Below are 23,783 nucleotides of genomic sequence, written 5' to 3' on the forward strand. Positions count from 1 at the left end.
AGGTAAACTACTTGAAATAAATTCAACAATATAAAGGTCTAGTACTGAGACCTAACTTTCATAAGGAATCCCATTGAGTCAGTTTATCTATCGTTTAGCCGTTTCTAACGACATACCTCAATTACAAGTTATCCGTGGAGCAGTTAAAGAGAACATTTTGAGCGACCCTCGAAAAGTGACGGCAGAGATGTACGAAGACTATCTGGATAAATGTGGACGTACTTGGCTGTGTGAAAGCAAAGGTAAAATTGTGGGTTTTGCTGCAGCGAATCGTGAAACAGCGAACATTTGGGCACTGTTTATCGACCCTGAATTTGAAGGACTGGGGATCGGTCAAAAATTAATGTCACAAATGCTCACCTGGTTAGCTTACTTAGGCCATACACAGGCGAATCTATCAACAGACAACAAGACGAGAGCTGCTCGTTTTTATCTGAAAAACGGCTGGAAGCTCGTTAAGCAGTATGATGACGGTGAAATTGAATTTATTAAGGAATTGAGAAAATGAAATTGTGGATGTTAGGAAGCCTCCTATTTTTATCCATAGCGGGACATGTTCAGGCTTCAGACGAGGACAAGGTTAGACAAGCCGCTCTTGACTACATTGAATCACAACATCAACCAAATGAAGCGAGAATGGATAGGGCATTACACTCTCAACTTGCAAAACGGACTTATTGGCTTGACGCAGAGGGTAAAGACACCATATTGGAAACTGACAAACAGGTTATGTTGAATGTCGCGAAAACGTACAATATCGCAGGGGATAAATTCCCCAAGGTGCCTAAAAAGGATATCCAAATCTTAGATATCACCAACCGCGTTGCCTCAGTTAAATTGACCGCGGATGATTGGATAGATTACATGCATCTAGTCAAAAATGAACAAGGTAACTGGCAAATTATCAATGTGCTCTGGCAATATCACGACATGACCAAGCATCAATCAAAATAAAGACGATACGAGCGAAACGAAGTTGAATCTTACTATGCGAAAAAGAAGCGTAATACTTGGGTTATGCGTGGGTTTAACTTGGCTGTGCAACGCAAACGAGGCAACAAATCCATTGGCTCTGAAACAATATCTTCAAGATGACGTGAAGGGAGTAGATGGACTAGGAAACCCTCGTAATATAGCCGTATCGGGTGATGGCTCACGTGTCTTTGTTGCAAGCGGTGATGACAATGCGTTAGCTACATTTGCAATTGATGCCACTGGAACACTATCGTTTCAAGGTATTGCTAAGAATTCGCAGCCAAATACCTTTGGTCTAGAAGGTGCAACCGGTGTTGTTGCGCTAGGTGAACGTTCGGCTGTTGTCTCAGGGTTCTATGACGGCGCAGTCTCAATCTTTACGGCCAATAGTGATGGCCTTCTTTCATTACAAACTCTTTCAGATAAACTTGGGTATGAACAAGTGTTCCATGGCAACGAGTCTGTTGGTGCTTTAGATAAGCTTGGACTGCTTGGCGCATGGGATGTCGTTAAAACGAAGGATTCGACCCAATTATTTGTTGCAAGTTACATGAGTAATGCAGTTGTGATATTTAACATCTCAGTGACGAATACGTTGACCCTATCACACATTATAAAATCAACTAAGGATGGTGCACCATCACTTGGTAATCCAATTGGGCTTGCATTAGCTGACAACGATCATGAACTGTATGTCAGCGGGTTCGAGGGAAATCAAGTCACCGTGTTTCACCGTGATGATCACGGAGCCTTGGCTTTAAAGCAAGTCATCAAAAATGGCGAAAATGGTGTTAAGGAATTACTTCAACCGCAAAAAATTATCGCGTCTGAAGATGGGCGTTTTCTTTACATTGCCTCTGCAAAAAGTGGGGTAATCAACGTGTTTGAGCGTTCTCCAGATGACTTATTTGTCCCGTTCGACATTATTGATAGCAAAGACATCGGCGGAAGCGGGTTGGAGGGGGCTAGTAGTTTGGCACTCTCAGGTAATGGAAAACGACTTTTCGCCGCAGGAGAAGGGGGCGAAGGGTTATTAGAATTCAATATTGATAAAAAAGGGCATTTAAGTTTACAACGCAAGCTTGTTCATACTGCAAAAGTAAAGCTCAGCGGCATTTCATCCATTACGTTGGATGAACACAAACAATTATTGTTTGTGGCTCTTGGGAAAAATAATGCGCTTGTTGTCTTTGATGTCGGACAAACGGCATTGTAACTGTCTCTCCTTAAAATAGAGCTGCGTGTATGCGTTGCTCTATGTCAGATTCACTGTAATTGAAATACGCACCAAGCAAAATTAGGCGATGCTTTGCATTAAGCAGCGTGGTCTTGCCATGAACATGGCAAAGGTGTTTTAAGATCAACCCTAAGTTGTTCAAATCTACCGAGGCTCGTCGCGATTTCTCTGCTTCCATCAGACCAATCAGTGCGCCCATTTCGGGTGTGGCGATTGGCGCGAGTGATGCGTGATGGGCTAGATAGGTTTCAATCGGCGTTAGGCCTTGCTGATTGCGAACCGTCAAGCATTTTGCGATGTCTTCATTGCGTTCAAAAAGCAGTAGGGAACGAATAAAATTGAATGGTGGCGTGGTTTTCTTTGGGTTCGCAAACATCAGATGGAGTAGGGTATTACCTTGGTGATTTTGCATTTGCAGCAGCTGTTTTGATTGCAGAGCAAGGTAGAAAAAGGCAAATCTATCTTCCTCTACGAGCGAAGACATAAAGCCCGTTGGGATTGAGTCACCATCGATGAGTAAAACGCTGAGTCCTTGCATGTCCGAGTATACTTCTGGGTTTGAACTCTGTTTAAATAGCCATTCTAAAACGTGTTTTTTGGCAGAATCGTCCAGCTGCACAAACGCGTCACGAATTTGCTGACTGCTTCGATTTTTGAGTAAGCTTAAAAACTCGATAGCTGCGTTATCCATGGCGCTCTCCGTAGATGATAGTGGTCTATTAGGTTCAAAATGCGAGCTCTCAAGTGCTTAGTAAAGTCCAACTTGTTGACAACAAATGGACACGTTAAGATGCTAGCGTCAACTCTATCTTAGCGGCTTTCATGGCACAGTGAAACTGAGCAAAGGTAGTGCAAAAATAAAAAAGAGACTTTAGACATGGAACCCAAAGATTTTGAAGCGTTACACCTCACGAATAAAGAAACGCGTGAAATCATTACACCTTATGCATTTAAAGTGCACAAACCGCTTTTAGGGTTTCCACTTGCGAAGCCTTGGGAGCGCGGTTTAGCGATAATGATTGATGTGGCCTTAATTTTTTTTGCTACGGAGGTGAGCGGTACACTTTTATGGTTGTTTGCCTCTTATGGTTTCTATCTGAGTCAAAAACGAGGTATGAGCCACCGACTAGAATTCCTTTGGCGAAAACCCGCTAAACTGATTGCGATTGGAATTATGGTCATCACTTCATTGGTTGTTGTTGGTGAAATGGTTGATTTGGTTTCGACACAGCCTGAGAGTACAACGCCGTTTGTCGCGCCCAAGGATACAGCAACGAGTCAACCAGCTGAAATTGCCGCTCTAACAAAAGACACACAACAGCCCACAACCAGCATTTTAGATTATGGCCGCGACTTAATTGAAGATTTGGGTTTCGGATTTGGATGGGCTGCTGCCTATTTTAGTTTGTTTACCTTACTTTGGGATGGACAAACACCAGGTAAACGACTTCTCGGTATCAGTGTCGTGAACCTCAACGGTAAAGCACTTTCGTTAATGGACTCGTTTGGTCGTTATGGTGGTTACGGTGCTGGATTTGCAACAGGCTTAATGGGCTTTTTGCAAATTTATTGGGATCCGAATCGTCAGGCCATTCAAGATAAAATATCCAATACAGTCGTTGTACGAGGCCGATTTACTGATTGGGTTAGTGACAGCACCTTTGATAAAGAGAGTGACACAAAAGAACCAAACGAAAATATTCAGAAACCATCACAATAGATTTGCAGTCAAGAAAATGCTGAAATTTATTGCTTAGTTAACTGCACGGGAGTTGTCTGAATGTGCACAACGCCCAAATGGGGATATTCGTTGTAGTAACCGGGTAGACCATCTTTGTTATTCAACCCAAGCTGCGCTGGGTCAAGCCTTGGCGTGTAAAGCATGATATGTGGTTTTACCTCCATCAAACGCTGATTGAAGTGATCGTAGAATTTGTTGCGCGGTGACATCATATAAACTAGTGCGCCAGCCTCTGGTGTTAAAAACTCGCCGGATTGGTATTTTTCTTCAATCTTCTTGTAAATTTGCTCTATGTGTATCCCTTTCGAAAGCATTTGTGTTTGGTACTCGAACACGGGAAAAATCGCGGTCATGGCTGCCCGATTTAGACAAGAAGGTTCAAATCGACCTTGTTCATCTCGGAGCACGAGGCAGACAAAGCCGTTTTCGCCTTGTTCGGCGACAGCAAACTTTCCATCGTTACATGTCATGATGCTCGCTTTAGCCGAAATATGTGCTGGTGCGCCCTCGCGTGCATCTTGTATCTCACCGGTGTACGCAAACAACTTTGTGGATATGAGAAGTAGCGTCAGCAGAGGAAATTTCATGTATGGTCCTTTTGAAGTGTGAACAGATGAGCTCAAAGAATTGGCGTTGTGCTGTTTAGCATACGTGAACTTTGACGGCGGATGCAACGCTCAAATTCCAACGCTCTCAATAGGTTGATTGACCTTTCACCATGGAATACACATTGTCATCGACCACAGTTTCTTGATCATTACTGTGTTTATATACATGAGTTGTTACGGTATGATTGAGGCCATATGTTGTAATTTAAACTAAATTAACATGAGCAAATTTCTTGAATCTGGGATCCAAAAGCTAGTCGATGAGTTTCAAGCAATCGGGAAGCCTTGTCCCTCCAAAAGCAGTATCCACGAAAGACGAGCAGGCTACCTAGCCAGTACGGTATTAGCGGGGGAATGTCACGGTGCGATTGAAAAGCATACAGATGTAGCGAATGGCATCCCAATTACAGTGTATCGTCCAGTTCATGGCGAAACGTTACCTATTGTCATTTATTTTCACGGCGGATGCTTTATCAGCGGTGGTACTGAAACCCATGAAATGCAGCTGCGGCAAATTGCAACTGAGGCGCATGCAATTGTCGTGTGTATTTCTTATCGTCTCGCGCCTGAATTTACTTACCCCGCAGCACATGATGATGTGTTTCATGCTGTGCGAGGTATTATGCAGCAAGGTTGTATTGTTGGCGGCGACGTTGCTAACGTGATTTTCGCTGGAGACAGTGCAGGTGGACACCTGGCACTGGCAACTGCACTACGTTTGAAACGTAATAACTTTGCACAGCCGCGCAAATTAGTTTTAATTTATCCAATGCTTGACCCATTTGGTCGCTCTGAAAGTTACCGTCAATTTGGTGAAGATTTTGTCATTACCGCACAAATGTTACTTTCTGGTTTTTCACTCTACGCGGGTAACGGGGCATCGCAAAAAACGTTAGCTGAACTTAATTTAGTTGAAGCAATGGATTATAGCGGTTTGCCTGCTACTTACATTTTTACGGCCGAATTCGACCCGCTCCGAGACGAAGGTGAAGCGTTGTATAGAGACTTGTTGAGGCATGGTGTTGATGCGTACTGTGAGCGTTATCTCGGTGTAATACATGGATTTTTCCAATTATCAGGGATAAGCGAAACGGCTAGGCGTTGTATTAAAAACATCGCAGATATTGTAGTCAGTTAATTTTGCTAAAATGGCGGCTCATCGGACGGCTGCTATCACTGTTCGTGGATGATGAGGTATTCATGTAATGCATTGATATTATATAATAAAAAATTCAATCCTTTCATTTTCTACATGCCTCATTCCTCAAATAATTCTGAGCTGGATGAATTTCGATGCTTGATCTTAGATATATGCTTGACTACGCAAGTATCCTTGATATATATTTGTTTAGTCAAAGATATATCAAGGATATGTGAAATGTTAGAAGAGTCAGTCGATCTTTTGGTGATCAATTTAATGAATCTGCAAAGTAAGATTCAAAAGCGTGTAGGCAGTTCGCTGTCTATTCATGGTTTAGGTTTATCAGACTATTTCGTCTTAAATCAGTTGTATATTACGACTTCACACATAATGAGTCGCAATGAATTAGCAGAGCGAGTCGGTTTGAAGCCCGTCCGGGATCACTCGTTTATTAAATCCGCTAGAAAAAATCGGTCTAGTAGAAAAAGAAACGAATCCGCGAGACAGCCGAGTAAGCTTAGTCAAACTTACAGCTACGGGAAAACAGATTTATGAAGAGGCTAAAGTGTCATTTACTGAATCGTCTCGTGTGTTGTTTTCAACGTTAGATAACACTCAACAAAATCAGCTCTCTGTTTTGTTGAAGACCTTACTGTAACGGATGCAATACACGGATGTTTAATCATAAAAAGGGCGATATGCGATGAACAAAGAGATATTAAAAGATTTTATTCAACGAGTCTGGAATGAGGGTGATATTAGCGCTATCTCAGAATATTTGGCTGATTCTTATCACGTTATGCACGATCCAGGTGATCCATGGAATGGCATGACATTAGATGTTGCAGGATTTCAGAATAGGGTATCGATTTCACGAGCTCCAGTACCGGATCAACGCTTTGAAATACAATCGCTGTTTGAAAATGAAGACAGTGTTTGTATGACATGGCTTTGGAAAGGGACACACTTAGGTGAAATCGCGGGTATTCCTCCAACAGGAAAGACACTTCATATGTCAGGCGCTACGGTGTATTTTTTTGAAAATAATAAAATATCGGGACATTGGCAAGTTGCGGACCGTCTAAGTATCTTTCAACAACTGCAAGCGAACCGAAGCCAGTAATTAGGCTTCTGTTATCCAAGGTATTGTTGAGGCGTTATACAAAGTGGCAAGAGCAATGACAAGGAGTGCAAATGAACAGAGATGTTGAACAGCATTTTGCAAACTACCCTGAAGATGTACGTGTGAGGTTAGGCCACCTTCGTGAAATGGTGATCGAACTTGCCAATGAATTGCAATTGGGGGACGTGACGGAATGCCTTAAATGGGGTGAGCCCAGTTTCAGTGTAAGCAAAGGTAGTCCGCTTAGAATGGATTGGAAAGCATCTTCGCCGACAAATTGCTTTCTCTTTTTTCATTGTCAAACACGATTAGTTGAGACGTTCAAAGAAGTGTATGGCACAGAGCTGGTTTTTCAGGGCAATCGAGCAATTGTATTGAATCTAGCAGAGCCTTGGCCTGTTTCGTCTATCAGACATTGTGTGGAAATAGCGCTTACCTATCACCAACGCAAACACCTTCCTTTATTAGGGATGTAGGATGTTAGACTAGACGGTGTGTTGTTAATCGAATTCATCTTAAAAACTTTACTGCATTTATTAGCAGGTCTTAAAACACTGAGGGGCAATCGGTATGCCCCTTGTTTTTAACGTTTATTTTTTTACTAATTGGCCCTGAGCATTTTCGACCAGCAATCCCACTTGCGTTCGCTCGAGGTTTTTTATCCCAGCTCTAGCTGCAACTTGGTCCAGCGTGAGGTTATTGCGCTCAGCAATATCGGCATAAGCTATCTTACGTTTCTGATTGATATCTTTGACCAAACTTTCAACCTCTTGGCTGGAGACAGCAACACCTAAATAGCCATTTCTTAGTTCACCGACTAAACCTTGGTCTTTGGCGTCTTGTAAGCTCATAGCAAACACACTTGCACTGAACGCCAATGCAATCATAGTCATGGCAGAAGTTTTAATTACACGTAATAAGTTCATGTCTGCTCCTTAGAATAGGCTTTCGTTTTCTTCAAATAATGTGTCGAGTTCTTTGTCTACTTTGACGCGGATCTCATGATCTATTTTCAAATTCATGTTGATGGTGATTGGCTCTTTTGCTGCAACTTCAATTCGGTGTGTGCAGCCAGCAAGTGCGCTTGCAACAAGCAAACTCAGTAGTAACTGTTTCATTTTGACTCCTTTGGGATCAGGCGATCCGTTAACTTCTTCTCAAGCTGCTCGGCAATCAGCAAAGATTGAAGTAAACCGGGTAAATCGTAGTTCAAGTTCAAGTTAAAATTTACATCGTTATCAATATCTGGGTTATATCCTTGGATTTTGGTATCCAGTATCATTTCTCCTGTTTCATCCATGTTTACTTTTGCGCTCAGCAAGTGATATTGCAGATTTTCTAGGGCTTCAAATGCGATTCTCAAGTTACTTTGTTGCGACTTCATTCTAGACACCGCGGGATTATCTTTTACTTTTATCACACCATTTCCATCATTTTTTAACCAGCCCTTGGCAATAAGGATGGAAACATCGCCTTTCGTGTTTTGGCTAATTTCCACGGGGAGCTGACCTGAAATCGTTCCCTCAATAACAATACCTTGCGACTGCTGTGCCGAGACCAATTCCTTTAAATTTAAGCGATCAACGGAGACGACAACAGATTGCACGTCACCAAATGGCAATAGCAAGGCTGGTACACTCAACTTCCCGCCCATCATCTCTACAGATAAATTTTGCAATTGCACAGTGAATGACTCCTGAACTTGACGTAATTTTACGTTTGTACGCAAGGACGTCAGCGTATTGTCTGGCAGCATGCTGGCAACAGTAAGCACTCCATCAGTGGATTGGCTCTGCCAATGAGAGTCTTCAAAACTAAATTGGTCGTGGAAACTTAAAGTTGAAAACGCCGTATCTTGCCACTTGCCTGACAGCCTATGAAGGGTTACTGACGCGTTTGCGGTATTTAGTTTTGGTTCAAATAGATTGAATTTGTTTAATTCAAAATTATAAGTGAGCGTTCCACTGGTTGGCTTTAAGGGAGATAGAGCGTGAGCTTTAACCTGTTTTAAGACTTTTGCCACATTTAACTTTTCACCACTGAAGGACATATGAGTCGCGTTAATCGGGCCTTGCACGTTTAATCGGCCAAGGGGCAGTGTGTCACTAAGCACATCACCACTTATCGTAACATGCCCATCAGAACCTAAAACAGTGAGAGCTGTCATTGCTTTCGGTATGGTGAAGTCAGAGTTTTTAGTCACACTCTCACTTTTCGCAGCAAGTTTTAACTCAAACTCAGGTGCTTGATTCGGCGTCAAGTCCACATGGCCAGTTAAAGAGAGAGTTGGTTTTTGCACCTTTAGCGCTGTTGACTCATCGCTCAGTAAAGATGTCGATAGCTCAATAGGTGCGATGATGACATTCGTTTGTTCTTTTGCATGGACCAGTTGAACGTGACCGTTGTAATGCATAGGACTTACAAATTGGGGTGAGAGAGATGCAAGAGATAGCTCTCCCTTGCTTAGTATAGATAAAACCACCAGTTCCTTGTTCAAGTGATAACGCAGACGATCCGAGTTCAAACTGGAGATTTTGGTTCGTAATAAGGAACGCGTCGGCTGTGCTTTCAAGCGTGTTAAGGTTTAATGTAAGTTGTCCTTTCGGTTGAATTTCGAATAAAGGAGATATGTTTTCCAAAATGAACTGCGATGAGGCGGCGGACAACTGGTACGTTGCTAGCAATTCCTTGAAGTGGCGCGTCGAAAAATGCACATTAAATTTAGGCTGTTCACGCATATCAATCGAAAGTAGGCTGTTCTCTAGGGTAAAATCGGCATTGAGTCTCACCTGATACATAGATTGGATCGTCGGGCTTCTTTTTACTAAGCGCAAGGCCAAGACCGTTTGTCTTTACACGCGCATTCAATCTATTTTTGTCCCACATTATTTCATATGCGAGCTTGCCTTCCAGCTTAGCGATCGTATTTAACCACTCATCATAAGTGGGAACAGCTTTGAGTCGGTTATGAATTGAATGGAGGTTTATCTTACCCTCGGCGTGTATTTCGTCTTCGCCAATCACTACTGCCAAAGCAAGGTTTTGTGCTGGCTCCGTGCTTTTAATGTCGAACGACTTTTTTGTGCTGGCTAAATTTGCGCGAAGCAAAACAGGCTCGTTGATAACAGGCAGCAGCATTTGCAACTGGGCGATCTCTACGGTGAAGGGGACTTCAATCGAGGTCAGTTGAATAAACGCAGAATTGACTTGGTCTTCTATCGACTCTGGCTGAGCACTTGGCTTCGGCGCTATAGTCAGTTGCTCGATGGCTGCAGATTGAATAAAAATAGAGTGGACGCGAGGCGCAAGTCTATCTTCGAGGGTCCAGTTAATGTCGATATCGTTGATTACCCCAGTAACGACAGGGGAACTCATGCACATGGACTCAATATGGATGTTTGCTTGCTTATCCAACGAAAAGGCCAAACATGTCACTTGGGCGTCATACTGCTTCAGATAATGGTTAATCGCGTACAGCGCAATTGAATTTTTATACTGCCAACTACCTACGCAAATTATGACAACACAGGATATTGCAAAGGTAATTCGCTTGAGCATGTCATTCCTTGAACGTAAAAGCTTTAAGTTAGACGGTAACCAAGCCATGCTTGAGATTCAAGTAAGAAATTGTAATTATCAGTTTATCAATATGGTTTTAAAGGAATTCTAAAATGAACAAGGAATTGGAAATTTACTCGGAGCGTTTGCTTATGCGGCCTTTGGCAAAGGAAGATTGGATGCTTTTTGAAACATTGCATCGAACGCCAAGTATTATCGCTCAATGTTTTGACCCGCCAACCAACAAAGAGCTTCAACAGAAATTTGCTGCTCGTTTGGGGAGTTGGAACAATTGCACATCAATGCCATTGTGTTTATGTGTTCTTACGCAGGATGGCCAAAAAATTGGGATTTTGGGGTATTCACTTAATGAAAAACAGGTCCGTGAAATTGGCTATCTTTATTTACCTGAATTTCATGGTAAAGGATACGCAAGTGAAGCACTAAATGCACTGATTCGTTGGTGTGAAAAAGAGATAAAAGTAACCGAATTTGCCGCGGTCGTTTCTGAGGGCAATGTGGGGTCAATGAAAGTACTAGAGCGTGCGGGCTTTACACTGATGTCGATTGAGAAAGAAGCCTTCCAAATTGGCGGAGAGAAAATCACTGACTATTATTTTAGCTATCAAAAAGCTGAAGGCGTGTCTTCAGATGGCTTGTGGAGGTAAAAATAGGTGCTCCAATACAGCAGCAACGTGATAATACAATTTAGTGATGAATAAATACGCATTGTGAGTCTTGTCGCATTACGTTTAAGCCCACGTTAGCATTTAAAGAATCGTCAAAGTGTCATGCATAAACTTTATGGTAGAGCGGTCATAAACAAATGTTTACGGGGAAATTGAGAAGGACATAAATTAACGAGATAAAAAAATGGCAAAAACGAATATTAATTCTTTATTTGTGAATATAAATTCTCTATAGTCGCCTTTCTATTGTTGAGATTGGCTCACGTTTCATAAAGAGGAAAGTAAATCAGTGCGTACAACCGAACTTGTTGATGGTTTTCGTCAGTCAGCACCTTATGTTAATGCTCACCGCGGCAAGACCTTTGTGGTTATGCTCGGTGGTGAAGCGGTAAATCAACGAGGTTACCGCAGTATTATTAACGATGTGGCGCTATTGAATAGTCTTGGGATTAAAATTGTGCTGGTGTACGGCGCTCGTCCTCAGATTGATGAAGCATTGGCGATGTCGGGCATTGATAGTCAATTTCATGAAGGCGTTCGAGTGACGGACGATGCTTCATTTAAAGTGATCAAACAAGTTGCAGGCGCGATGCAATTAGATATTACTGCGCGTTTGAGTACTTCTTTAAGCAGTACGCCAATGACGGGAAATCACATTAACGTGGTGAGTGGTAACTTTGTAATTGCTCAACCTTTGGGCGTTGACCAAGGGGTGGATTATTGTCATTCCGGGCGTGTTAGGCGCATTGATGTAAATGGTATTCGTCGCCAATTAGATACCAACGGAATTGTATTACTGGGTCCTGTAGCTGCCTCTGTTACCGGTGAAAGTTTTAATTTGACGGCAGAAGAAGTGGCGACTCAAGTAGCGCTTAAGTTGAAAGCCGACAAAATGATCGGTTTTTGTATGGAAAGTGGTGTGGTCGATGAGAAAGGGGAAGTTATTCCTGAACTTATGCCAAACGAAGCCGAGAAAGTCGTTGAGCGCTACCGCAAAATTATTCCACCATGCATGAGTACCGTTGCCTTTTTACAAGCCGCCATTGAGGCGTGCCGAGGAGGCGTGCATCGCTGCCACATAGTGAGTTACTGCGAAGATGGCGCATTGCTGCAGGAGTTGTTCTCACTCGATGGTATTGGTACACAAATCGCACCACAGAGTTCGGAGCAACTTCGACGCGCTTGTATCGGCGACATTGGTGGTATTCTGGATTTGATCCGTCCACTTGAAGAGCAAGGCTTCTTGGTACGTCGTTCTCGTGAACAGCTTGAAATGGAAATTGAACAATTTAGCGTAATAGACCGTGACGGTCTGATTATTGGTTGCGCGGCGCTTTACCCATTTCCTGAAGAAGAAGCTGGGGAGTTTGCGTGTTTAGTGGTACACCCTCAATATCGTGATGCTGACCGAGGCAGTGTGTTGCTGCGCTCCGTGATTAACCAAGCGAAACACATGCAGTTCAAAACACTGTTTGCGTTAACAACACGCAGTATTCATTGGTTTCTAGAGCAGGGCTTTGAATTTGCGGATGTTGAAGATTTACCGGCGAAGAAAAAGTCGCTATACAACTACCAACGTCGCTCAAAAATTCTAAAGCTAGATTTGTCAGCATTGACACAAGCGCGATAAGAAAGCGCGCCGAGCGCGCTTTCATTTCATTACTGGGTATGTTTACCTACCTGCCAATCCGATGTGGTTAATAAGGTTTCTCCTGCATTAATTGCACCGGTTTCCAATGTTGTTGCCATAGAATCATTCCAACGGTTTAAATAGCCAAAAAGCGAGATAACGCCCAGAATTTCGACGATTTCTCCTTCGTCCCAATGCAAAGATAGATTGCGTTCAATGATTTCATCTACCGCATTAGGAACACTTGAAGCGGCAAGTGCAAATTCAAATGCTGCTTTTTCCGCGGCACTAAACAAAGCACTTTCTCTAAATTGCCAAATGGCAGCCAAGCGTTCATCACTACCACCATAGCGCTGAGCTGCTAAGATCGTGTGGGCTTGGCAGTAGTTACATCCTGTGTTTGCTGAAGTTAGATAGCCAATGAGTCGCTTTTGTTCGGAGGTGACTCGGCCATGATTTTCCATTACCGCTTTGTTTAAATTAATGAACGCTTTTGCAATATGCGGTCTACGCTGCATAGTTAATACACTGTTTGGACAAAACCCTAATGTTTCATTGAAAAAGGTCGCGAGCGCTTTGACTTCTTCATTTGCATCTTGCGGCAAAGGGGTAACTAATGGCATGGTATATTTCCTGTTGTTTATTTATGTTGCATATGCAACATAATGTAAGAGTGTTTTAAATAAATGTCTACAAAAAAACCAACGCAAGCAAGAAGAGATGCCTTTGTTCTTTCGACAGAGATTGAAAAGCCTTTTGATTTGTTGGCACATTTTCCGTATCGAATCGCGATAGTAAGCAACTTATTGATCTTGGATAGAGATCCTTTAATTCGCTACGAAATGGATCTCGATGCGCGTTCAATTCGAGTACTTTTAAACATCGGGTCGTACTCACCGATTACAGCAGCAGACGTTGCCTATCAGTCGAGACTGGATCCGTACTCTGTGACCAGAGCAATAAACGACTTAACTAAACGTGGTTTAGTTAAACCGGCAGAACTTTCCTTGGGCAGAGCAAAGCCCGTAATGTTGAGTGACGAAGGCGTTGTTCTCTATCGAAAACTGGTTGAATTAATTGAATTTAGGACAGAGAAGCTGCTTGCTGGTTTGGAAAATGATGATATCGAACGATTGAAAGTGACTCTTGCCGCCATTGAGCACAACGCTGAAACTATGCTTGCCGAGCATGGTCAGGTTGTGGAATCTAAGGGGGGAAGTCTTACACGTGAACAGCAAGAATTTTTGCGGTGGCAACAGCGAAGTAATGGGAAATAATTCTTTCGCTAGATTCTGACAAGGTACGAATTGCTGACTAGACTTTCAGTAATCTGCTTTGGAGAATTTGTATGTCAGTGAGAGAACAAGAACTTGAAGAACACATGTTCTTCGGTCAACTCGTCGCACAATGTTCGGCTCTAGAACTTTTGAAACAGCTTTTAATGCACTCGCACCATGCAGTGGTCATTACTGACGCCGATGAGGACAGAGGGCATAAAATTGTTTATGCAAATCAGGTGTTTTGTAAAAATACAGGCTATTCCTTGGCGGAACTCGTTGGCATGTCACCGAGAATACTTCAAGGCCCTGAAAGCAATTTTCAAGTGATAAAAAGGATAAAACCAGAATTAGCCGAGAAGGGGTTTTTCTATGGTGCGTCGATAAACTACCGCAAAGATGGTTCGATTTATCCTGTTGAATGGAATATCAGTGAAATTAAAGATACGGACGGAAAGGTAACGCATTACATTTCAATTCAAAAAGATTTGACCAACATGAAGCATTTGGCGACCCAGATCCGCGATTCAAATAAAATCTTTAAACAATTCTATATAAAACACAGAGCAAGTATTGAGAGCGGAGTACAGGATGAGCACGAGGTGGTCGATGCGCTAATCCAAAACGAAAAAATTTACGCATCGAGTTTGCGAGACGCAGATGCCAGCGAATTGTTTGAAGAGGCATTCTTCGACTTTTCGCCCGGTACGAATGGAGCGCTTTCAGGCAGAAAAGAAAAACCCCCGATCTCCGCTGAAGCATTTATGTCTGAGCAGCCAATCGAAGCCAGTGACCTATCTGCACTTCTTGAATCTATTGAAGAAGTGGACACAGAAATTGGATTCTTGGAATCACAAGGCATATCACCACAACGAATTAAAAATATCGCTCAACGCTTTCAAGAAGTGGCTAACAACCTGTATTTTTGTATTGAGTTCAACGATGGGGCGCTCATCATTGATGAAGTAGCGAAAAAACTGACGATTGTCGAAAATACACAAGATATTCCTTATCCTTTTTTGATTGCTTTCAACAAAGAAGTATTTGATTGGTTAAGCGGAGTATTCGTCAGCCAAACTGCAGACAATGTATTTGATGGTGAAACACATTCGGTTGCAGCAGGACATCAATTACTTGCATTTTTATAGTCGAGTTGGTGTTTTAGAAAGATGAGGTCACAAGGCAGGTTGAATCACAACCTGCCTGCGTAGAGGTTATTGGATTTCTACAGCTTGTCCGTCATTTAAACGTTCAGCACCACGCACCGCAATTTTGTCACCGACTTTTAATAATGACGTATCTGCAGGGGTGATTTCGACACGATTTCCTTGCCCTTTACCGACTGTAACCGTAACTCGTTTCGCTGTATTGTCATCGTTAATCTTAACAATATGTACGCCACCTTGACGAAGGATAAGCGCATCTCGGTCTACAAGCAGCACATTCTTTTGGTTTAACAGAGGTACGGTAACATCAACCAACTGGCCACTTGCCCATTTCCCTGATGCTTGGTTTTCAAGTGTTGCGCGAATTTCAAATGTTTGAGAACGAGTATCTGTAGCAGGAATAATGGCATCAACTTGAGCTTCCGCTCGTGCAGTGTTGAAACTACTGCTCGAGTGAATTTTTAAAACCTGTTGCAAAGAGACAGCGTCAATGTATTTCACTGGGATGAACACTCTGACTTCTAAGTTGTTAATATCAATAAATTTTACAAGTTCGTCTGCACGATTAACCTCGCTGTTTGCCATTTTCATCCGTTCGCTTACCACACCGTCGAAAGGGGCGCGAAGCGAAGCGCGGTTTATCTTATCTTCGACTTGTCGCAAACGAATTTCAGCCATCGCGATGTCCGACTTAGCCAGATCGCGTTGGTTTCGCATGGAGTCCACTTGTGACACTGCGGCACTGTTCGTTTTGGCAAGCGACGTCAATCGGGTAAGTTCTTGCTCGTAAAAATGTAAATTGATTTTGGCGCGATTGAGTGTTTCTTGGTACTGCGCCTTTTCAAGCTCGAGCGGAATGGTATCAATTTTTGCAATCAGCTCACCTTGCTTGATATAGGAACCCGGAGGCATCACCATTTCAAGCAATCCAGCAGTCCCCGCAGCTAGTTCAACATCGTTTTTGCCATTGACCGTGCCATGGATTTGTAACTCAGAAATAAGGGGATCCGATGTTAAGTTTTCCACTTTTACGGGAAGTGCTGCCCACGCTTCTGGGTAAATCCACAAACATGCAGACAATAATAGAAATTTTGATTTGCCTAACATAATAACTCCTATTGATTGGCAACTAAATTGAGATGTGGCTTCTGCGATTCTTGTTTACTTGTTGGTTTTGGTTGTTTCCCAAGAAGTAGCAGGCTTGGCATCAAGAAAAGCGTAAATATTGCACTGATCGCCATGCCGCCAACGATGACGGTCGCGAGGCCCCTATAAATTTCTGAGTTCCACTCCAGGCATAAGCATCAATGGCAACATGCCAAAGAGGCTCGTTAAAGTACTTAGGTACACGGGTCGAGTCTCGAATCAGTACGGCCTGTTTCACCGCTTCTGATTTTGTTAAACCGTCACGTTCGCCTTCGCGTGTTTGATCAACGAGCAAAATGGCATTATTGACAACTAGACCCAGCAGAATGATGAAACCAATCATCGTGAGTAAGTCGAGAGACTGGAAAGTAAACAAATTGAGTAACCAAAGCGCAATGACTCCACCGGCAACGGCCATAGGCATTACAAGCAACACCAAGATGCTGTCTTTTGCAGACTTGAATAATGCCGTCATCAATAAGAAAAGAATAAACAGAGCTAGGAAGAAATTGATGGTCATTTCATCAATAGCAGAATTCATCTTTTGTGCATTACCCGCCAATATAGCGCTGGAACTTGCGGGGAGTACGGCTTTCACTTTAGGTAATACTTGGGTCTGAAGGATTGTTTGCGCTTCTTGTAAGCTCATACTCGCAGGTGGTGTAATTAGGACACTCACGGTTCGTTTTCCATTAATCCGACGAAGTTGAGTAGAGCTTCACAGTGCGTTCAATCGACGTCAATTCACCAAGAGTTTGAATTCCTGACAACGGTGTTGAAATTGGGAGTTCGGACAACTCTTCCGGATTTTGCCATGGTTTGGAACGTAAAATGACGTTCATGCGTTCATTACCGTTAAAGTACTCACTGATAAACATACCATTGGTGAACGCTTGCACTGCTTGCGCGACGTCTTGACGTGTTAGTCCCGCTTGTGTGATTCGACGATCGTTTGGTGCTAGCCGCAATTCTGGTTCGGATAAATCGAGACTGGGCTGTGGTTGAGCCGTTGCATCAGGCATGGCCTCAGTTACCGCAGCTAGGGCAGTTTTTGCCGCATCCAACAATGCGGGCATGTCTGGGCCGCTCAAATCTAAGTTAATGGTGCGACCATCTCCGCCATTTGCGACTTGGATCATCGAGCCACGGAAGAGAAACACTTGTGTATCAGGTAGGTCCGTGAAAATTTCTTCACGTGCGACTTTCATCAATTCTTCAACACGTTGTGGGTCAGCGGAGTAGACAAAGCCCCCGGCATTCGAACCGAAAACATAGAAATTGTAATCTTTTATATAGGGCGCTTTCTCTTTACGGTAATGTGGGTCGAGCCTTGCTTTGACGCGTTTCGCAAGTTCGTCCTCCATGTAACCAATGTTGCCGCCCGGAGGTGTGATAAGTGAATAAAAGAATCCGTCAGTTGGTGCTCTTGGCATAAAGTCTGTTTGTGGCAGCATTAAAATGGTAATGGCTGCAGAACCGCCCAAAAGCGCACCTATCCACGTAAGTTGTTTTACTTTAGTGTTGGTCGATTTCATGATTGTTGCGGTTAAACGATGCCAATACTTAGAAAAAGGGTCGACTTTAGGTGTTTCAGGCCAATAGCGGTTTGCAATAGGAATTAATGTAACTGCGCTAATCAGCGAGGCAACCACCGCGATAGATAGGGTTAGTGCTAAATCGGAGAAAAGTTGGCCCTCGATACCTGCCATAAATAAGATGGGTAGAAAGATAGCTACACTGGTTGCTGTTGATGCAAATAAGGCACCTGCAACTTGTGTTGCACCACGAAGCGCTGCTTTGTTGTTTTCAGTTCCTTCCGCTTTAAGACGGCTTACGTTTTCTTGCACGATGATGGCCGCATCCAACACTAAGCCAACGGCAAAGGCGAGTCCGGCAAGAGAAACGACGTTCAAACTACGGTCAAATGCCGCTAACGCAAGAAATGAGACACACAATGACACGGGTATCGTCGAGGCAATAATCAACGTGGTTCGAATACCGCGTAAAAATAACCATAAGATACTGAGAGCGAGTAATACACCGAGACCTAGGTTGCTTTTCACCAATTGCAGAGCATTACGGATATGAACGGATGCATCGTAACTGAGTCTCGATTGATAGACCTGCTTCTTTCAACACACCTTCATTAAGCTCTTTGAGTGTTTGGTTCAATTCATCGAGAACTGCAACGGTATTAGCCCCATTGCTTCGCGACAGTGTAATGTAATAGGCGGGCTTTCCATTTCTTAATGTAAGTGCTCTGCGATCTGTTGTGGTTTCAGATACTTCCGCGATATCCCCTAAGTAAATAGGTCTTTCTTGAGAATAGCCTATACGCATCTGCGAAAGGTTGTCGACATCGTATTTCCCCGTAAATCGCACTGTATATTGACGTCTTCCGACATCAGCGACGCCACCAGAAGTGTCGTTTGCAGAAGCGAGTGTCCGACGAATATCGTTAATGCTTATGCCCAGCGCAGCCGCTTTGTGAGGATCGAATGTGACTCGAAGCTCTTTGGGACGCTCGGAGGCCAAGTTGACTCGAGAAATACCAGGGATACGAGCAAGACGTGGTTCTATTAAGTCATCGATGGCTTTTTGGTACTGTGCCATATCTGTATGTTCGCCATATATCAATGGCACGACAAGTAAAGTGGCGACATTGGGGCCGCCTGCCTGACCACTGCCTCCGGCACTAACGATAGGATCCATTGCATCAAGCGGTAACGGAGGAGCTTGATTCAAATTAGTAAGCACGTCGAGCGTTGCTTGCTGCATATCTGTGCCAACAGCAAAGGTCAGATTAATTGAACCAAAACCTTGGCTAATATCAGTGTTGACTTCAAGTGCCCCAGGGGTGTTTTTCACCGCGTTTTCAAGGGGTTCAATAATCATGGATTCCATTTCTTCTGGCGCGGCCTGTCGCCATCCCGAAATAATGGTAATTTGAGGCTGCTCGATATCCGGTGTGAGTTGGATAGGGAGTTTAAAAATACTGAGTGTGCCAAACAAGGCAACTAACACCAGCACAACGATGACGCCTGCTGGATTTTTGAGTGCAATTTTGGTTAAGTTCATAATTCTATTTTTTGTATACCACTGCCTGACTGTAGTGTAGTGATAAATGAGTGTCTAGATAACGCATAAATTGCAACAAAACATGTATCGTTAAGATGAACGAACAGAAAAATGAGTTGAGTACAGCGTAGCGAAGAGTCGTTTAAGGGCTGGGGGGATTCAGGCACAAAAAAGGCAAGTTACCTTGCCTTATGTTTCATTAATCTGTCTTTGTCTCGAGTTCCAGTCACGGTCTTTAATGTCTGCTCGCTTATCGTGAGTTTTCTTACCTTTGGCAAGATGGAATTCAAGTTTCACCCAACACTTGCGCCAGTACATTGCAGTTGCAATGAGCGAGAAACCTTCGCGTTCGACAGCACCGACTAAACGGTCTAATTCTCGACGACTCAATAAGAGTTTACGATAGCGCATTGGATCGCAGATAACATGAGTCGATGCACTGTTGAGAGGTTGGATTTGGCTGCCTAACAGGAATGCTTCGCCATCTTTTAAATGGATATAGGTATCTGAGATGTTTACTTTACCTGCGCGAATACTTTTTACTTCCCAACCTTGTAACTCAAGGCCAGCTTCGTATTTGTCGTGCAGTGCATACTCATGGCGTGCTTTTTTGTTTAACGCGATGGTATTACTGGTTGATTTAGGAGATTTTTTCTTTGTCATAATGACGTAGTTTACCTTTAAAGCTGAAAACTTGACAGTGCTTTTTCTTTTCCGTTCAAAAATGTCGTAAGCGACTAAAACATGGCATATCAACGAGAAAGGCTGATAGAATACCGCAAAGTATTTGGAGTAACTATGCCGCAGATAGAAAAAAGTGCATTGGTCATGTATAGCACCAAAGAGATGTTCGACTTAGTCAATGAAGTGAATGCATACCCTGAGTTTTTACCGCATTGTTCTGGCGCAAAAGTCATTTCCGTAGAAGGTCAAAAAATGACTGCGAGTTTGGAAATATCCAAAGCAGGTATGAGTAAATGGTTTACTACTGAAAATCAGCTGGTAGAAAATCAAGAAGTTGCTATGCAGCTAGTCGATGGTCCCTTTAAATTTTTAAAAGGTCGTTGGCAATTTATCGCGTTGGATGAACACGCTTGTAAAGTAGCACTTAAATTAGACTTTGAGTTTTCGAATAAGTTGGTAGAGCTTGCTTTTGGTAAAGTGTTTAACGAGGTTGCCAAAAATATGGTGGCGGCTTTTACGCAACGAGCTAAACAGGTATACGGAGTCCGATAGTGATCAAGGTGGAAGTTGTTTATGCATTGCCACAGCAGGCCACGAGTTTGTCTGTTGATGTGGCAGAAGGTTCAACAGCTGAGCAGGTGGTTTTACAGTCTGGTATTTTGGATAAATGTCCAGAAATTGACCCAACTAACTTAACGTTGGGCATTTGGAATCGAACCTGTAAAGGTCATCAAGTTGTTCGCGAAGGGGACAGAATTGAAATTTATCGCCCGTTGATTGCAGACCCTAAAGCAGCTCGTAGAAACCGAGCAGAAAAAGCCAAGCAAGAAGGTCGAGCAAACCCGGTGACAGGCGGAAGACCGCTTAAATGACGCTAACAAAACAGGCACCATATGGTGCCTGTTTTGTTTAGACTGACTGTGAGCAAGTCCAATGTCCACGCTAAGTTTACTTATTTCTCAAGCGGTACGTTAAAATCTTTAGGTGTTTCAAAATCACCTTCAATTTTGGTCAATTTGTCGTTTTCGAAATAAACGGTGAGCTTTTGGCGTTCTTCAGTGTCACGACCTAAATTCAGAGTATATGCATAATGCCATGAGTCGTTACCAAAGGCGTCTTTTGCAACAGGATTACCAAGTACAAACAACACTTGCTCACGTGTCATATTGATCCGTAGCTTATCTATATCACTTTGCTCCAAATAGTTACCCTGAGGAATGTTGATACGATAAACCCAGTTTGCACAACCAGACAAAGAAACAATGAGTAGCGCTGAAAAAAGTCGCGCTAGAAGCGTTTTATAAGACAACATGATTTGGTGTATCCTTATTTTTTATAGCGAGCATCATACTGTAGTGGCTAAGAAGATTAAATACTCTTTTGGCTAAGTTCGACCATTCAAATTGAAGAAAGTTTATTGTGAGTGAAGAAAAAGCGGTAATTTGGTCATTGTACATCGTTGAAACAGCAACAGGGATTTGGTACACCGGCATTACGCCAGACGTCGAAATGCGTATCGCAAAACACGAATCTGGCAAAGGTGCTAAAAGCTTACGAGGGAAGGGTCCTTTAAAGCTTATTTTTCAAAAAGTGGTAGGTAGCAAAAGCGAAGCTGCAATACTTGAATATAAAGTAAAACGACTAACTAAAGCGAAAAAACGCCTCTACGTATCAACCTGTGGTGCGACAATTGAATCGATCAGTTCTGAAACCGCGTAGACAGCATCTTGATACGCGTCAACATCTACGTTTTTAAATGTATCTTTAACAGAGTGATGTTTTTCATCCTCACCCATGCCAATGTAAAGAAATGGGATCCCTTGTTTAAAGAAAGGGTAATGATCGGATGCGCGAAGCCAATCAGTTCTTGGTGTGTCAGTCCATTTTCCCAATCGTTTTGCGGATTCCGTGTAGCGAAATCTAATATTTCGAGGTGCTAACTGTTGCACGATTTGTTCGTAGCCTGAGTGTCTGCTTGATAAAACATACAATGTTCGCTTTTTGTTGACCGCCAGCATATCGAGATTAATGTTCAACCCAATGTTCTCAAGCGGTACATTGCTCGTGTAATAATGTGAACCGAATAAGCCTTTTTCTTCTGCATCAGTCGCGAGAAATACGATGTCTCGATTAGTTTGCTGTTGTTTCAGTCTATCTGCGAGAAATAGCAAGGCAGCCACACCTGACGCATTATCATTTGCACCTGGATAATATCTACTTTCTATTCCACCTAAATGGTCATAGTGTGCGGTGATGATAATGCTCGGTAGACAAGGATTTTTCTGACAGGGTAGAACCGCGAGAACATTATGGCCTCGCTGACTGGCGGACCATCCAGCTTGGAAATCGAACGATTGAATTTGAGGCTTATAGCCTGACTCACTAAGACGAGTATACAAATACTGCGCACTCTGGTTCGGTTCTAATGACCCCGACTCTCGACCTAGAAACGTTGGACTTGTTAAGGTTTGCAAATCCCCAATTAACTGAGGATTTGCAACAGATGGTCCACTCGAAAGAATAAGTGCAACAAAGCTAATTCTTAACAACCGCATTCAACCACCGTAATTTATTGGTATATTTTAGCTTGTCGTGGTCGTAATCCGCGAGTTTATAAGCAGCTTCTAAGTTTTCTCGGGCTTTTGAGCTATCACCTAACATGTAGTAAACCTTGGCGATGCCAAAATAGCTGAAATGCAGTTGAGGGTCTAACGTACGTGCTTTTCGATAGTGTGCAAGCGCTCCATTTAGATCATGGCTCTCAAATGCCTCATTCCCTAACATGATTTGGTAGTAGGGGTTTGCAGCTCGACGCTGCTCTAACCGACTTTCTATGTTGGCCGCTTTATGTTCTCTTGCTGTCATGCGATAGAGAATTGCTAAATTACCAAGAGCGGTAACATTGTTGTCGAGTTCATAGGCGTGATCATAAGCCTTCTCTGCAGACTCCATTGCGCCGCTTGCTCGAAGCAGTACCCCCAAATTACCCCACGATGAAGAGTATTCAGGATCGAGTTCAATAGCCGCTTTCATATAACTAAACGCTTGGTCATAATTTCTTTCAATTAAGGCAATTGCGCCTTTATTGTTGTAAAACATTGCGGTGATTCGATCTTTGGTAATGTATTCGGTTTTGAAGTGCTGTTGTCTACTGTTTGGATCAAAGTCAACAATCAGCGAATCCGGTTCGGTGAGCGAGTAAGAATAGTAGCCATTATTGCGAAGACGTTTTTGAGAGACCTTTAAATTTACATGGCCAGTTAACAAGCTATAGCCATGACTTTGATCCCAAAACTCAGGGATCATGACCCGTTGAAATTGAGACTTTAAGCCAACGTATTCAGACATACTGTGTGCGAGAATAGACAAGGACAAGCAGTTAGCATTGAGATTTCTAAAGGTCTCACTTGCCGTTAAATTGGCACCAGATTGATACGACATGGCGTTATCACCATTTTTCATCAAAAAGGCCATTAATTGTTTGGCGCGCATTACACTGCCATCTTCATCGCCAAACAATCGGTCTAAATTGCTTCGAATATCGGGATCTAAAGCAAAAATTTCCTTTTGAGACTCAACGGGCATAGACCGAAATTGAGGCTGGTTTAGAAGCTCATAAGGGTGCGAGGCGGTTGTTTGATTAGTTGTTTGGCATCCCGCAAGCGACAAAAAAATGATTAAAACGGAGGTAACTCTAAAAGTTGTTTGGCGCATGGCACTGTCCTCAACT

General features: G+C 43.0%; 25 protein-coding genes and 2 pseudogenes. 14 read left to right on the forward strand and 13 right to left on the reverse strand.

What is annotated here, in order from left to right:
* The first annotated feature begins 73 nt into the window (after nt 1-73).
* From J5O05_RS16195 to J5O05_RS16205, 3 genes are all read left to right on the forward strand, one after another.
* Nucleotides 74-508: a GNAT family N-acetyltransferase gene (locus J5O05_RS16195; RefSeq protein ID WP_208842949.1), complete on the forward strand. Its 435-nt coding sequence runs from the start codon at nt 74-76 to the stop codon at nt 506-508.
* Nucleotides 505-954, forward strand: a complete 450-nt coding sequence (locus J5O05_RS16200) for a nuclear transport factor 2 family protein (protein WP_208842950.1) — start codon at nt 505-507, stop codon at nt 952-954. Before J5O05_RS16195 ends, J5O05_RS16200 begins: the two co-directional genes overlap by 4 nt.
* Before the next feature lie 67 nt (nt 955-1,021).
* Nucleotides 1,022-2,191 carry a lactonase family protein gene (locus J5O05_RS16205; RefSeq protein ID WP_208842951.1) on the forward strand — a complete coding sequence of 390 codons (1,170 nt, stop codon included), beginning with the start codon at nt 1,022-1,024 and terminating at the stop codon, nt 2,189-2,191.
* A 10-nt stretch (nt 2,192-2,201) separates the two neighbouring features.
* Here the strand turns inward: J5O05_RS16205 and J5O05_RS16210 are convergent, their stop codons facing one another.
* Nucleotides 2,202-2,903 (reverse strand): hypothetical protein, encoded by a 702-nt coding sequence (locus J5O05_RS16210; RefSeq protein ID WP_208842952.1) that lies wholly within the window; start codon nt 2,901-2,903, stop codon nt 2,202-2,204.
* A gap of 186 nt (nt 2,904-3,089) precedes the next feature.
* Here J5O05_RS16210 and J5O05_RS16215 point away from each other — a divergent pair, with 186 nt between their 5' ends.
* Complete coding sequence (locus tag J5O05_RS16215; protein WP_208842953.1) at nt 3,090-3,932, forward strand: RDD family protein; 843 nt, start codon at nt 3,090-3,092, stop codon at nt 3,930-3,932.
* 26 nt (nt 3,933-3,958) lie between these two features.
* Here the strand turns inward: J5O05_RS16215 and J5O05_RS16220 are convergent, their stop codons facing one another.
* Entirely contained in the window at nt 3,959-4,540 is a 582-nt protein-coding gene (locus J5O05_RS16220; protein ID WP_208842954.1) for a hypothetical protein, read from the reverse strand.
* 241 nt (nt 4,541-4,781) lie between these two features.
* Here J5O05_RS16220 and J5O05_RS16225 point away from each other — a divergent pair, with 241 nt between their 5' ends.
* The 3 genes from J5O05_RS16225 to J5O05_RS16235 all read left to right on the forward strand — a co-directional run bounded on the left by J5O05_RS16225 (nt 4,782) and on the right by J5O05_RS16235 (nt 7,301).
* On the forward strand, nt 4,782-5,699 hold the full coding sequence (locus J5O05_RS16225) for an alpha/beta hydrolase (protein WP_208842955.1): 918 nt from the start codon (nt 4,782-4,784) through the stop codon (nt 5,697-5,699).
* A 706-nt stretch (nt 5,700-6,405) separates the two neighbouring features.
* Nucleotides 6,406-6,825, forward strand: coding sequence for an ester cyclase (locus J5O05_RS16230; RefSeq protein ID WP_208842956.1), 420 nt, complete (start codon nt 6,406-6,408; stop codon nt 6,823-6,825).
* Between the two features lie 71 nt (nt 6,826-6,896).
* Nucleotides 6,897-7,301: a DUF1801 domain-containing protein gene (locus J5O05_RS16235; RefSeq protein ID WP_208842957.1), complete on the forward strand. Its 405-nt coding sequence runs from the start codon at nt 6,897-6,899 to the stop codon at nt 7,299-7,301.
* 114 nt (nt 7,302-7,415) lie between these two features.
* Here the strand turns inward: J5O05_RS16235 and J5O05_RS16240 are convergent, their stop codons facing one another.
* From J5O05_RS16240 to J5O05_RS16255, 4 genes are all read right to left on the reverse strand, one after another.
* Entirely contained in the window at nt 7,416-7,751 is a 336-nt protein-coding gene (locus J5O05_RS16240; protein WP_208842958.1) for a YdbL family probable chaperone protein, read from the reverse strand.
* A 9-nt stretch (nt 7,752-7,760) separates the two neighbouring features.
* A complete protein-coding gene (locus J5O05_RS16245) occupies nt 7,761-7,943 on the reverse strand; it encodes a YnbE family lipoprotein (RefSeq protein ID WP_208842959.1) in 183 nt (60 codons plus the stop codon).
* A complete protein-coding gene (locus J5O05_RS16250; protein ID WP_208842960.1) occupies nt 7,940-9,238 on the reverse strand; it encodes an intermembrane phospholipid transport protein YdbH family protein in 1,299 nt (432 codons plus the stop codon). Before J5O05_RS16250 ends, J5O05_RS16245 begins: the two co-directional genes overlap by 4 nt.
* Nucleotides 9,239-9,564: 326 nt before the next feature.
* The gene (locus tag J5O05_RS16255; RefSeq protein WP_208842961.1) at nt 9,565-10,383 is read right to left on the reverse strand and encodes a hypothetical protein; all 819 of its coding nucleotides are present in this window, start codon (nt 10,381-10,383) and stop codon (nt 9,565-9,567) included.
* 113 nt (nt 10,384-10,496) lie between these two features.
* On the opposite strand from J5O05_RS16255, the gene J5O05_RS16260 reads away from it, so the two are divergent.
* Both J5O05_RS16260 and argA read left to right on the forward strand, forming a co-directional pair.
* Nucleotides 10,497-11,051: a GNAT family N-acetyltransferase gene (locus tag J5O05_RS16260; protein WP_208842962.1), complete on the forward strand. Its 555-nt coding sequence runs from the start codon at nt 10,497-10,499 to the stop codon at nt 11,049-11,051.
* Between the two features lie 310 nt (nt 11,052-11,361).
* Nucleotides 11,362-12,702: an amino-acid N-acetyltransferase gene (gene argA, locus J5O05_RS16265; protein WP_208842963.1), complete on the forward strand. Its 1,341-nt coding sequence runs from the start codon at nt 11,362-11,364 to the stop codon at nt 12,700-12,702.
* A gap of 29 nt (nt 12,703-12,731) precedes the next feature.
* Here argA and J5O05_RS16270 read toward each other — a convergent pair whose 3' ends face one another.
* Nucleotides 12,732-13,325 carry a carboxymuconolactone decarboxylase family protein gene (locus J5O05_RS16270; protein ID WP_208842964.1) on the reverse strand — a complete coding sequence of 198 codons (594 nt, stop codon included), beginning with the start codon at nt 13,323-13,325 and terminating at the stop codon, nt 12,732-12,734.
* A 63-nt stretch (nt 13,326-13,388) separates the two neighbouring features.
* Between J5O05_RS16270 and J5O05_RS16275 the strand changes: the two genes are divergently transcribed.
* Complete coding sequence (locus J5O05_RS16275) at nt 13,389-13,979, forward strand: MarR family winged helix-turn-helix transcriptional regulator (protein ID WP_208842965.1); 591 nt, start codon at nt 13,389-13,391, stop codon at nt 13,977-13,979.
* A gap of 71 nt (nt 13,980-14,050) precedes the next feature.
* Nucleotides 14,051-15,127, forward strand: coding sequence for a PAS domain-containing protein (locus J5O05_RS16280; RefSeq protein WP_208842966.1), 1,077 nt, complete (start codon nt 14,051-14,053; stop codon nt 15,125-15,127).
* Between the two features lie 66 nt (nt 15,128-15,193).
* On the opposite strand, the gene J5O05_RS16285 is transcribed toward J5O05_RS16280, so the two are convergent.
* From J5O05_RS16285 to smpB, 3 genes and pseudogenes are all read right to left on the reverse strand, one after another.
* Entirely contained in the window at nt 15,194-16,252 is a 1,059-nt protein-coding gene (locus J5O05_RS16285) for an efflux RND transporter periplasmic adaptor subunit (protein WP_208842967.1), read from the reverse strand.
* 8 nt (nt 16,253-16,260) lie between these two features.
* Nucleotides 16,261-19,369, reverse strand: a pseudogene (locus J5O05_RS16290) (efflux RND transporter permease subunit).
* Between the two features lie 179 nt (nt 19,370-19,548).
* Nucleotides 19,549-20,032: pseudogene (gene smpB / locus J5O05_RS16295) on the reverse strand (SsrA-binding protein SmpB).
* 135 nt (nt 20,033-20,167) lie between these two features.
* Between smpB and J5O05_RS16300 the strand changes: the two are divergent.
* Complete coding sequence (locus J5O05_RS16300; protein WP_208842969.1) at nt 20,168-20,605, forward strand: type II toxin-antitoxin system RatA family toxin; 438 nt, start codon at nt 20,168-20,170, stop codon at nt 20,603-20,605.
* Nucleotides 20,605-20,925, forward strand: coding sequence for an RnfH family protein (locus J5O05_RS16305; protein ID WP_208842970.1), 321 nt, complete (start codon nt 20,605-20,607; stop codon nt 20,923-20,925). Before J5O05_RS16300 ends, J5O05_RS16305 begins: the two co-directional genes overlap by 1 nt.
* Nucleotides 20,926-21,005: 80 nt before the next feature.
* Here J5O05_RS16305 and J5O05_RS16310 read toward each other — a convergent pair whose 3' ends face one another.
* Nucleotides 21,006-21,365 carry an outer membrane protein assembly factor BamE gene (locus tag J5O05_RS16310; RefSeq protein WP_208842971.1) on the reverse strand — a complete coding sequence of 120 codons (360 nt, stop codon included), beginning with the start codon at nt 21,363-21,365 and terminating at the stop codon, nt 21,006-21,008.
* Nucleotides 21,366-21,472: 107 nt separating this feature from the next.
* Between J5O05_RS16310 and J5O05_RS16315 the strand changes: the two genes are divergently transcribed.
* On the forward strand, nt 21,473-21,772 hold the full coding sequence (locus J5O05_RS16315) for a GIY-YIG nuclease family protein (protein WP_208842972.1): 300 nt from the start codon (nt 21,473-21,475) through the stop codon (nt 21,770-21,772).
* On the opposite strand, the gene J5O05_RS16320 is transcribed toward J5O05_RS16315, so the two are convergent.
* Together J5O05_RS16320 and J5O05_RS16325 are read right to left on the reverse strand one after the other, a co-directional pair.
* Complete coding sequence (locus J5O05_RS16320; protein WP_208842973.1) at nt 21,718-22,608, reverse strand: M20/M25/M40 family metallo-hydrolase; 891 nt, start codon at nt 22,606-22,608, stop codon at nt 21,718-21,720. The genes J5O05_RS16315 and J5O05_RS16320 overlap by 55 nt on opposite strands.
* Complete coding sequence (locus J5O05_RS16325) at nt 22,589-23,767, reverse strand: tetratricopeptide repeat protein (protein WP_208842974.1); 1,179 nt, start codon at nt 23,765-23,767, stop codon at nt 22,589-22,591. The genes J5O05_RS16320 and J5O05_RS16325 overlap by 20 nt, the downstream gene beginning before the upstream one ends.
* Nucleotides 23,768-23,783 lie beyond the last annotated feature (16 nt).

The organism is Pseudoalteromonas xiamenensis (assembly GCF_017638925.1).
In the GTDB taxonomy this organism is placed as follows: domain Bacteria; phylum Pseudomonadota; class Gammaproteobacteria; order Enterobacterales; family Alteromonadaceae; genus Pseudoalteromonas; species Pseudoalteromonas xiamenensis.

Bases quoted from the DNA above. Each gene is read 5' to 3' on its own strand.
- J5O05_RS16320 (WP_208842973.1), bottom strand. From the start codon at position 22,608: ATGCGGTTGTTAAGAATTAGCTTTGTTGCACTTATTCTTTCGAGTGGA.
- J5O05_RS16225 (WP_208842955.1), top strand. From the start codon at position 4,782: ATGAGCAAATTTCTTGAATCTGGGATCCAAAAGCTAGTCGATGAGTTT.
- J5O05_RS16200 (WP_208842950.1), top strand. From the start codon at position 505: ATGAAATTGTGGATGTTAGGAAGCCTCCTATTTTTATCCATAGCGGGA.
- J5O05_RS16275 (WP_208842965.1), top strand. From the start codon at position 13,389: ATGTCTACAAAAAAACCAACGCAAGCAAGAAGAGATGCCTTTGTTCTT.
- J5O05_RS16260 (WP_208842962.1), top strand. From the start codon at position 10,497: ATGAACAAGGAATTGGAAATTTACTCGGAGCGTTTGCTTATGCGGCCT.
- J5O05_RS16210 (WP_208842952.1), bottom strand. From the start codon at position 2,903: ATGGATAACGCAGCTATCGAGTTTTTAAGCTTACTCAAAAATCGAAGC.
- J5O05_RS16245 (WP_208842959.1), bottom strand. From the start codon at position 7,943: ATGAAACAGTTACTACTGAGTTTGCTTGTTGCAAGCGCACTTGCTGGC.
- J5O05_RS16310 (WP_208842971.1), bottom strand. From the start codon at position 21,365: ATGTTGTCTTATAAAACGCTTCTAGCGCGACTTTTTTCAGCGCTACTC.
- J5O05_RS16285 (WP_208842967.1), bottom strand. From the start codon at position 16,252: ATGTTAGGCAAATCAAAATTTCTATTATTGTCTGCATGTTTGTGGATT.
- J5O05_RS16300 (WP_208842969.1), top strand. From the start codon at position 20,168: ATGCCGCAGATAGAAAAAAGTGCATTGGTCATGTATAGCACCAAAGAG.
- J5O05_RS16240 (WP_208842958.1), bottom strand. From the start codon at position 7,751: ATGAACTTATTACGTGTAATTAAAACTTCTGCCATGACTATGATTGCA.
- J5O05_RS16220 (WP_208842954.1), bottom strand. From the start codon at position 4,540: ATGAAATTTCCTCTGCTGACGCTACTTCTCATATCCACAAAGTTGTTT.
- J5O05_RS16235 (WP_208842957.1), top strand. From the start codon at position 6,897: ATGAACAGAGATGTTGAACAGCATTTTGCAAACTACCCTGAAGATGTA.
- J5O05_RS16270 (WP_208842964.1), bottom strand. From the start codon at position 13,325: ATGCCATTAGTTACCCCTTTGCCGCAAGATGCAAATGAAGAAGTCAAA.
- J5O05_RS16325 (WP_208842974.1), bottom strand. From the start codon at position 23,767: ATGCGCCAAACAACTTTTAGAGTTACCTCCGTTTTAATCATTTTTTTG.
- J5O05_RS16255 (WP_208842961.1), bottom strand. From the start codon at position 10,383: ATGCTCAAGCGAATTACCTTTGCAATATCCTGTGTTGTCATAATTTGC.
- J5O05_RS16280 (WP_208842966.1), top strand. From the start codon at position 14,051: ATGTCAGTGAGAGAACAAGAACTTGAAGAACACATGTTCTTCGGTCAA.
- J5O05_RS16230 (WP_208842956.1), top strand. From the start codon at position 6,406: ATGAACAAAGAGATATTAAAAGATTTTATTCAACGAGTCTGGAATGAG.
- J5O05_RS16215 (WP_208842953.1), top strand. From the start codon at position 3,090: ATGGAACCCAAAGATTTTGAAGCGTTACACCTCACGAATAAAGAAACG.
- J5O05_RS16250 (WP_208842960.1), bottom strand. From the start codon at position 9,238: ATGCATTACAACGGTCACGTTCAACTGGTCCATGCAAAAGAACAAACG.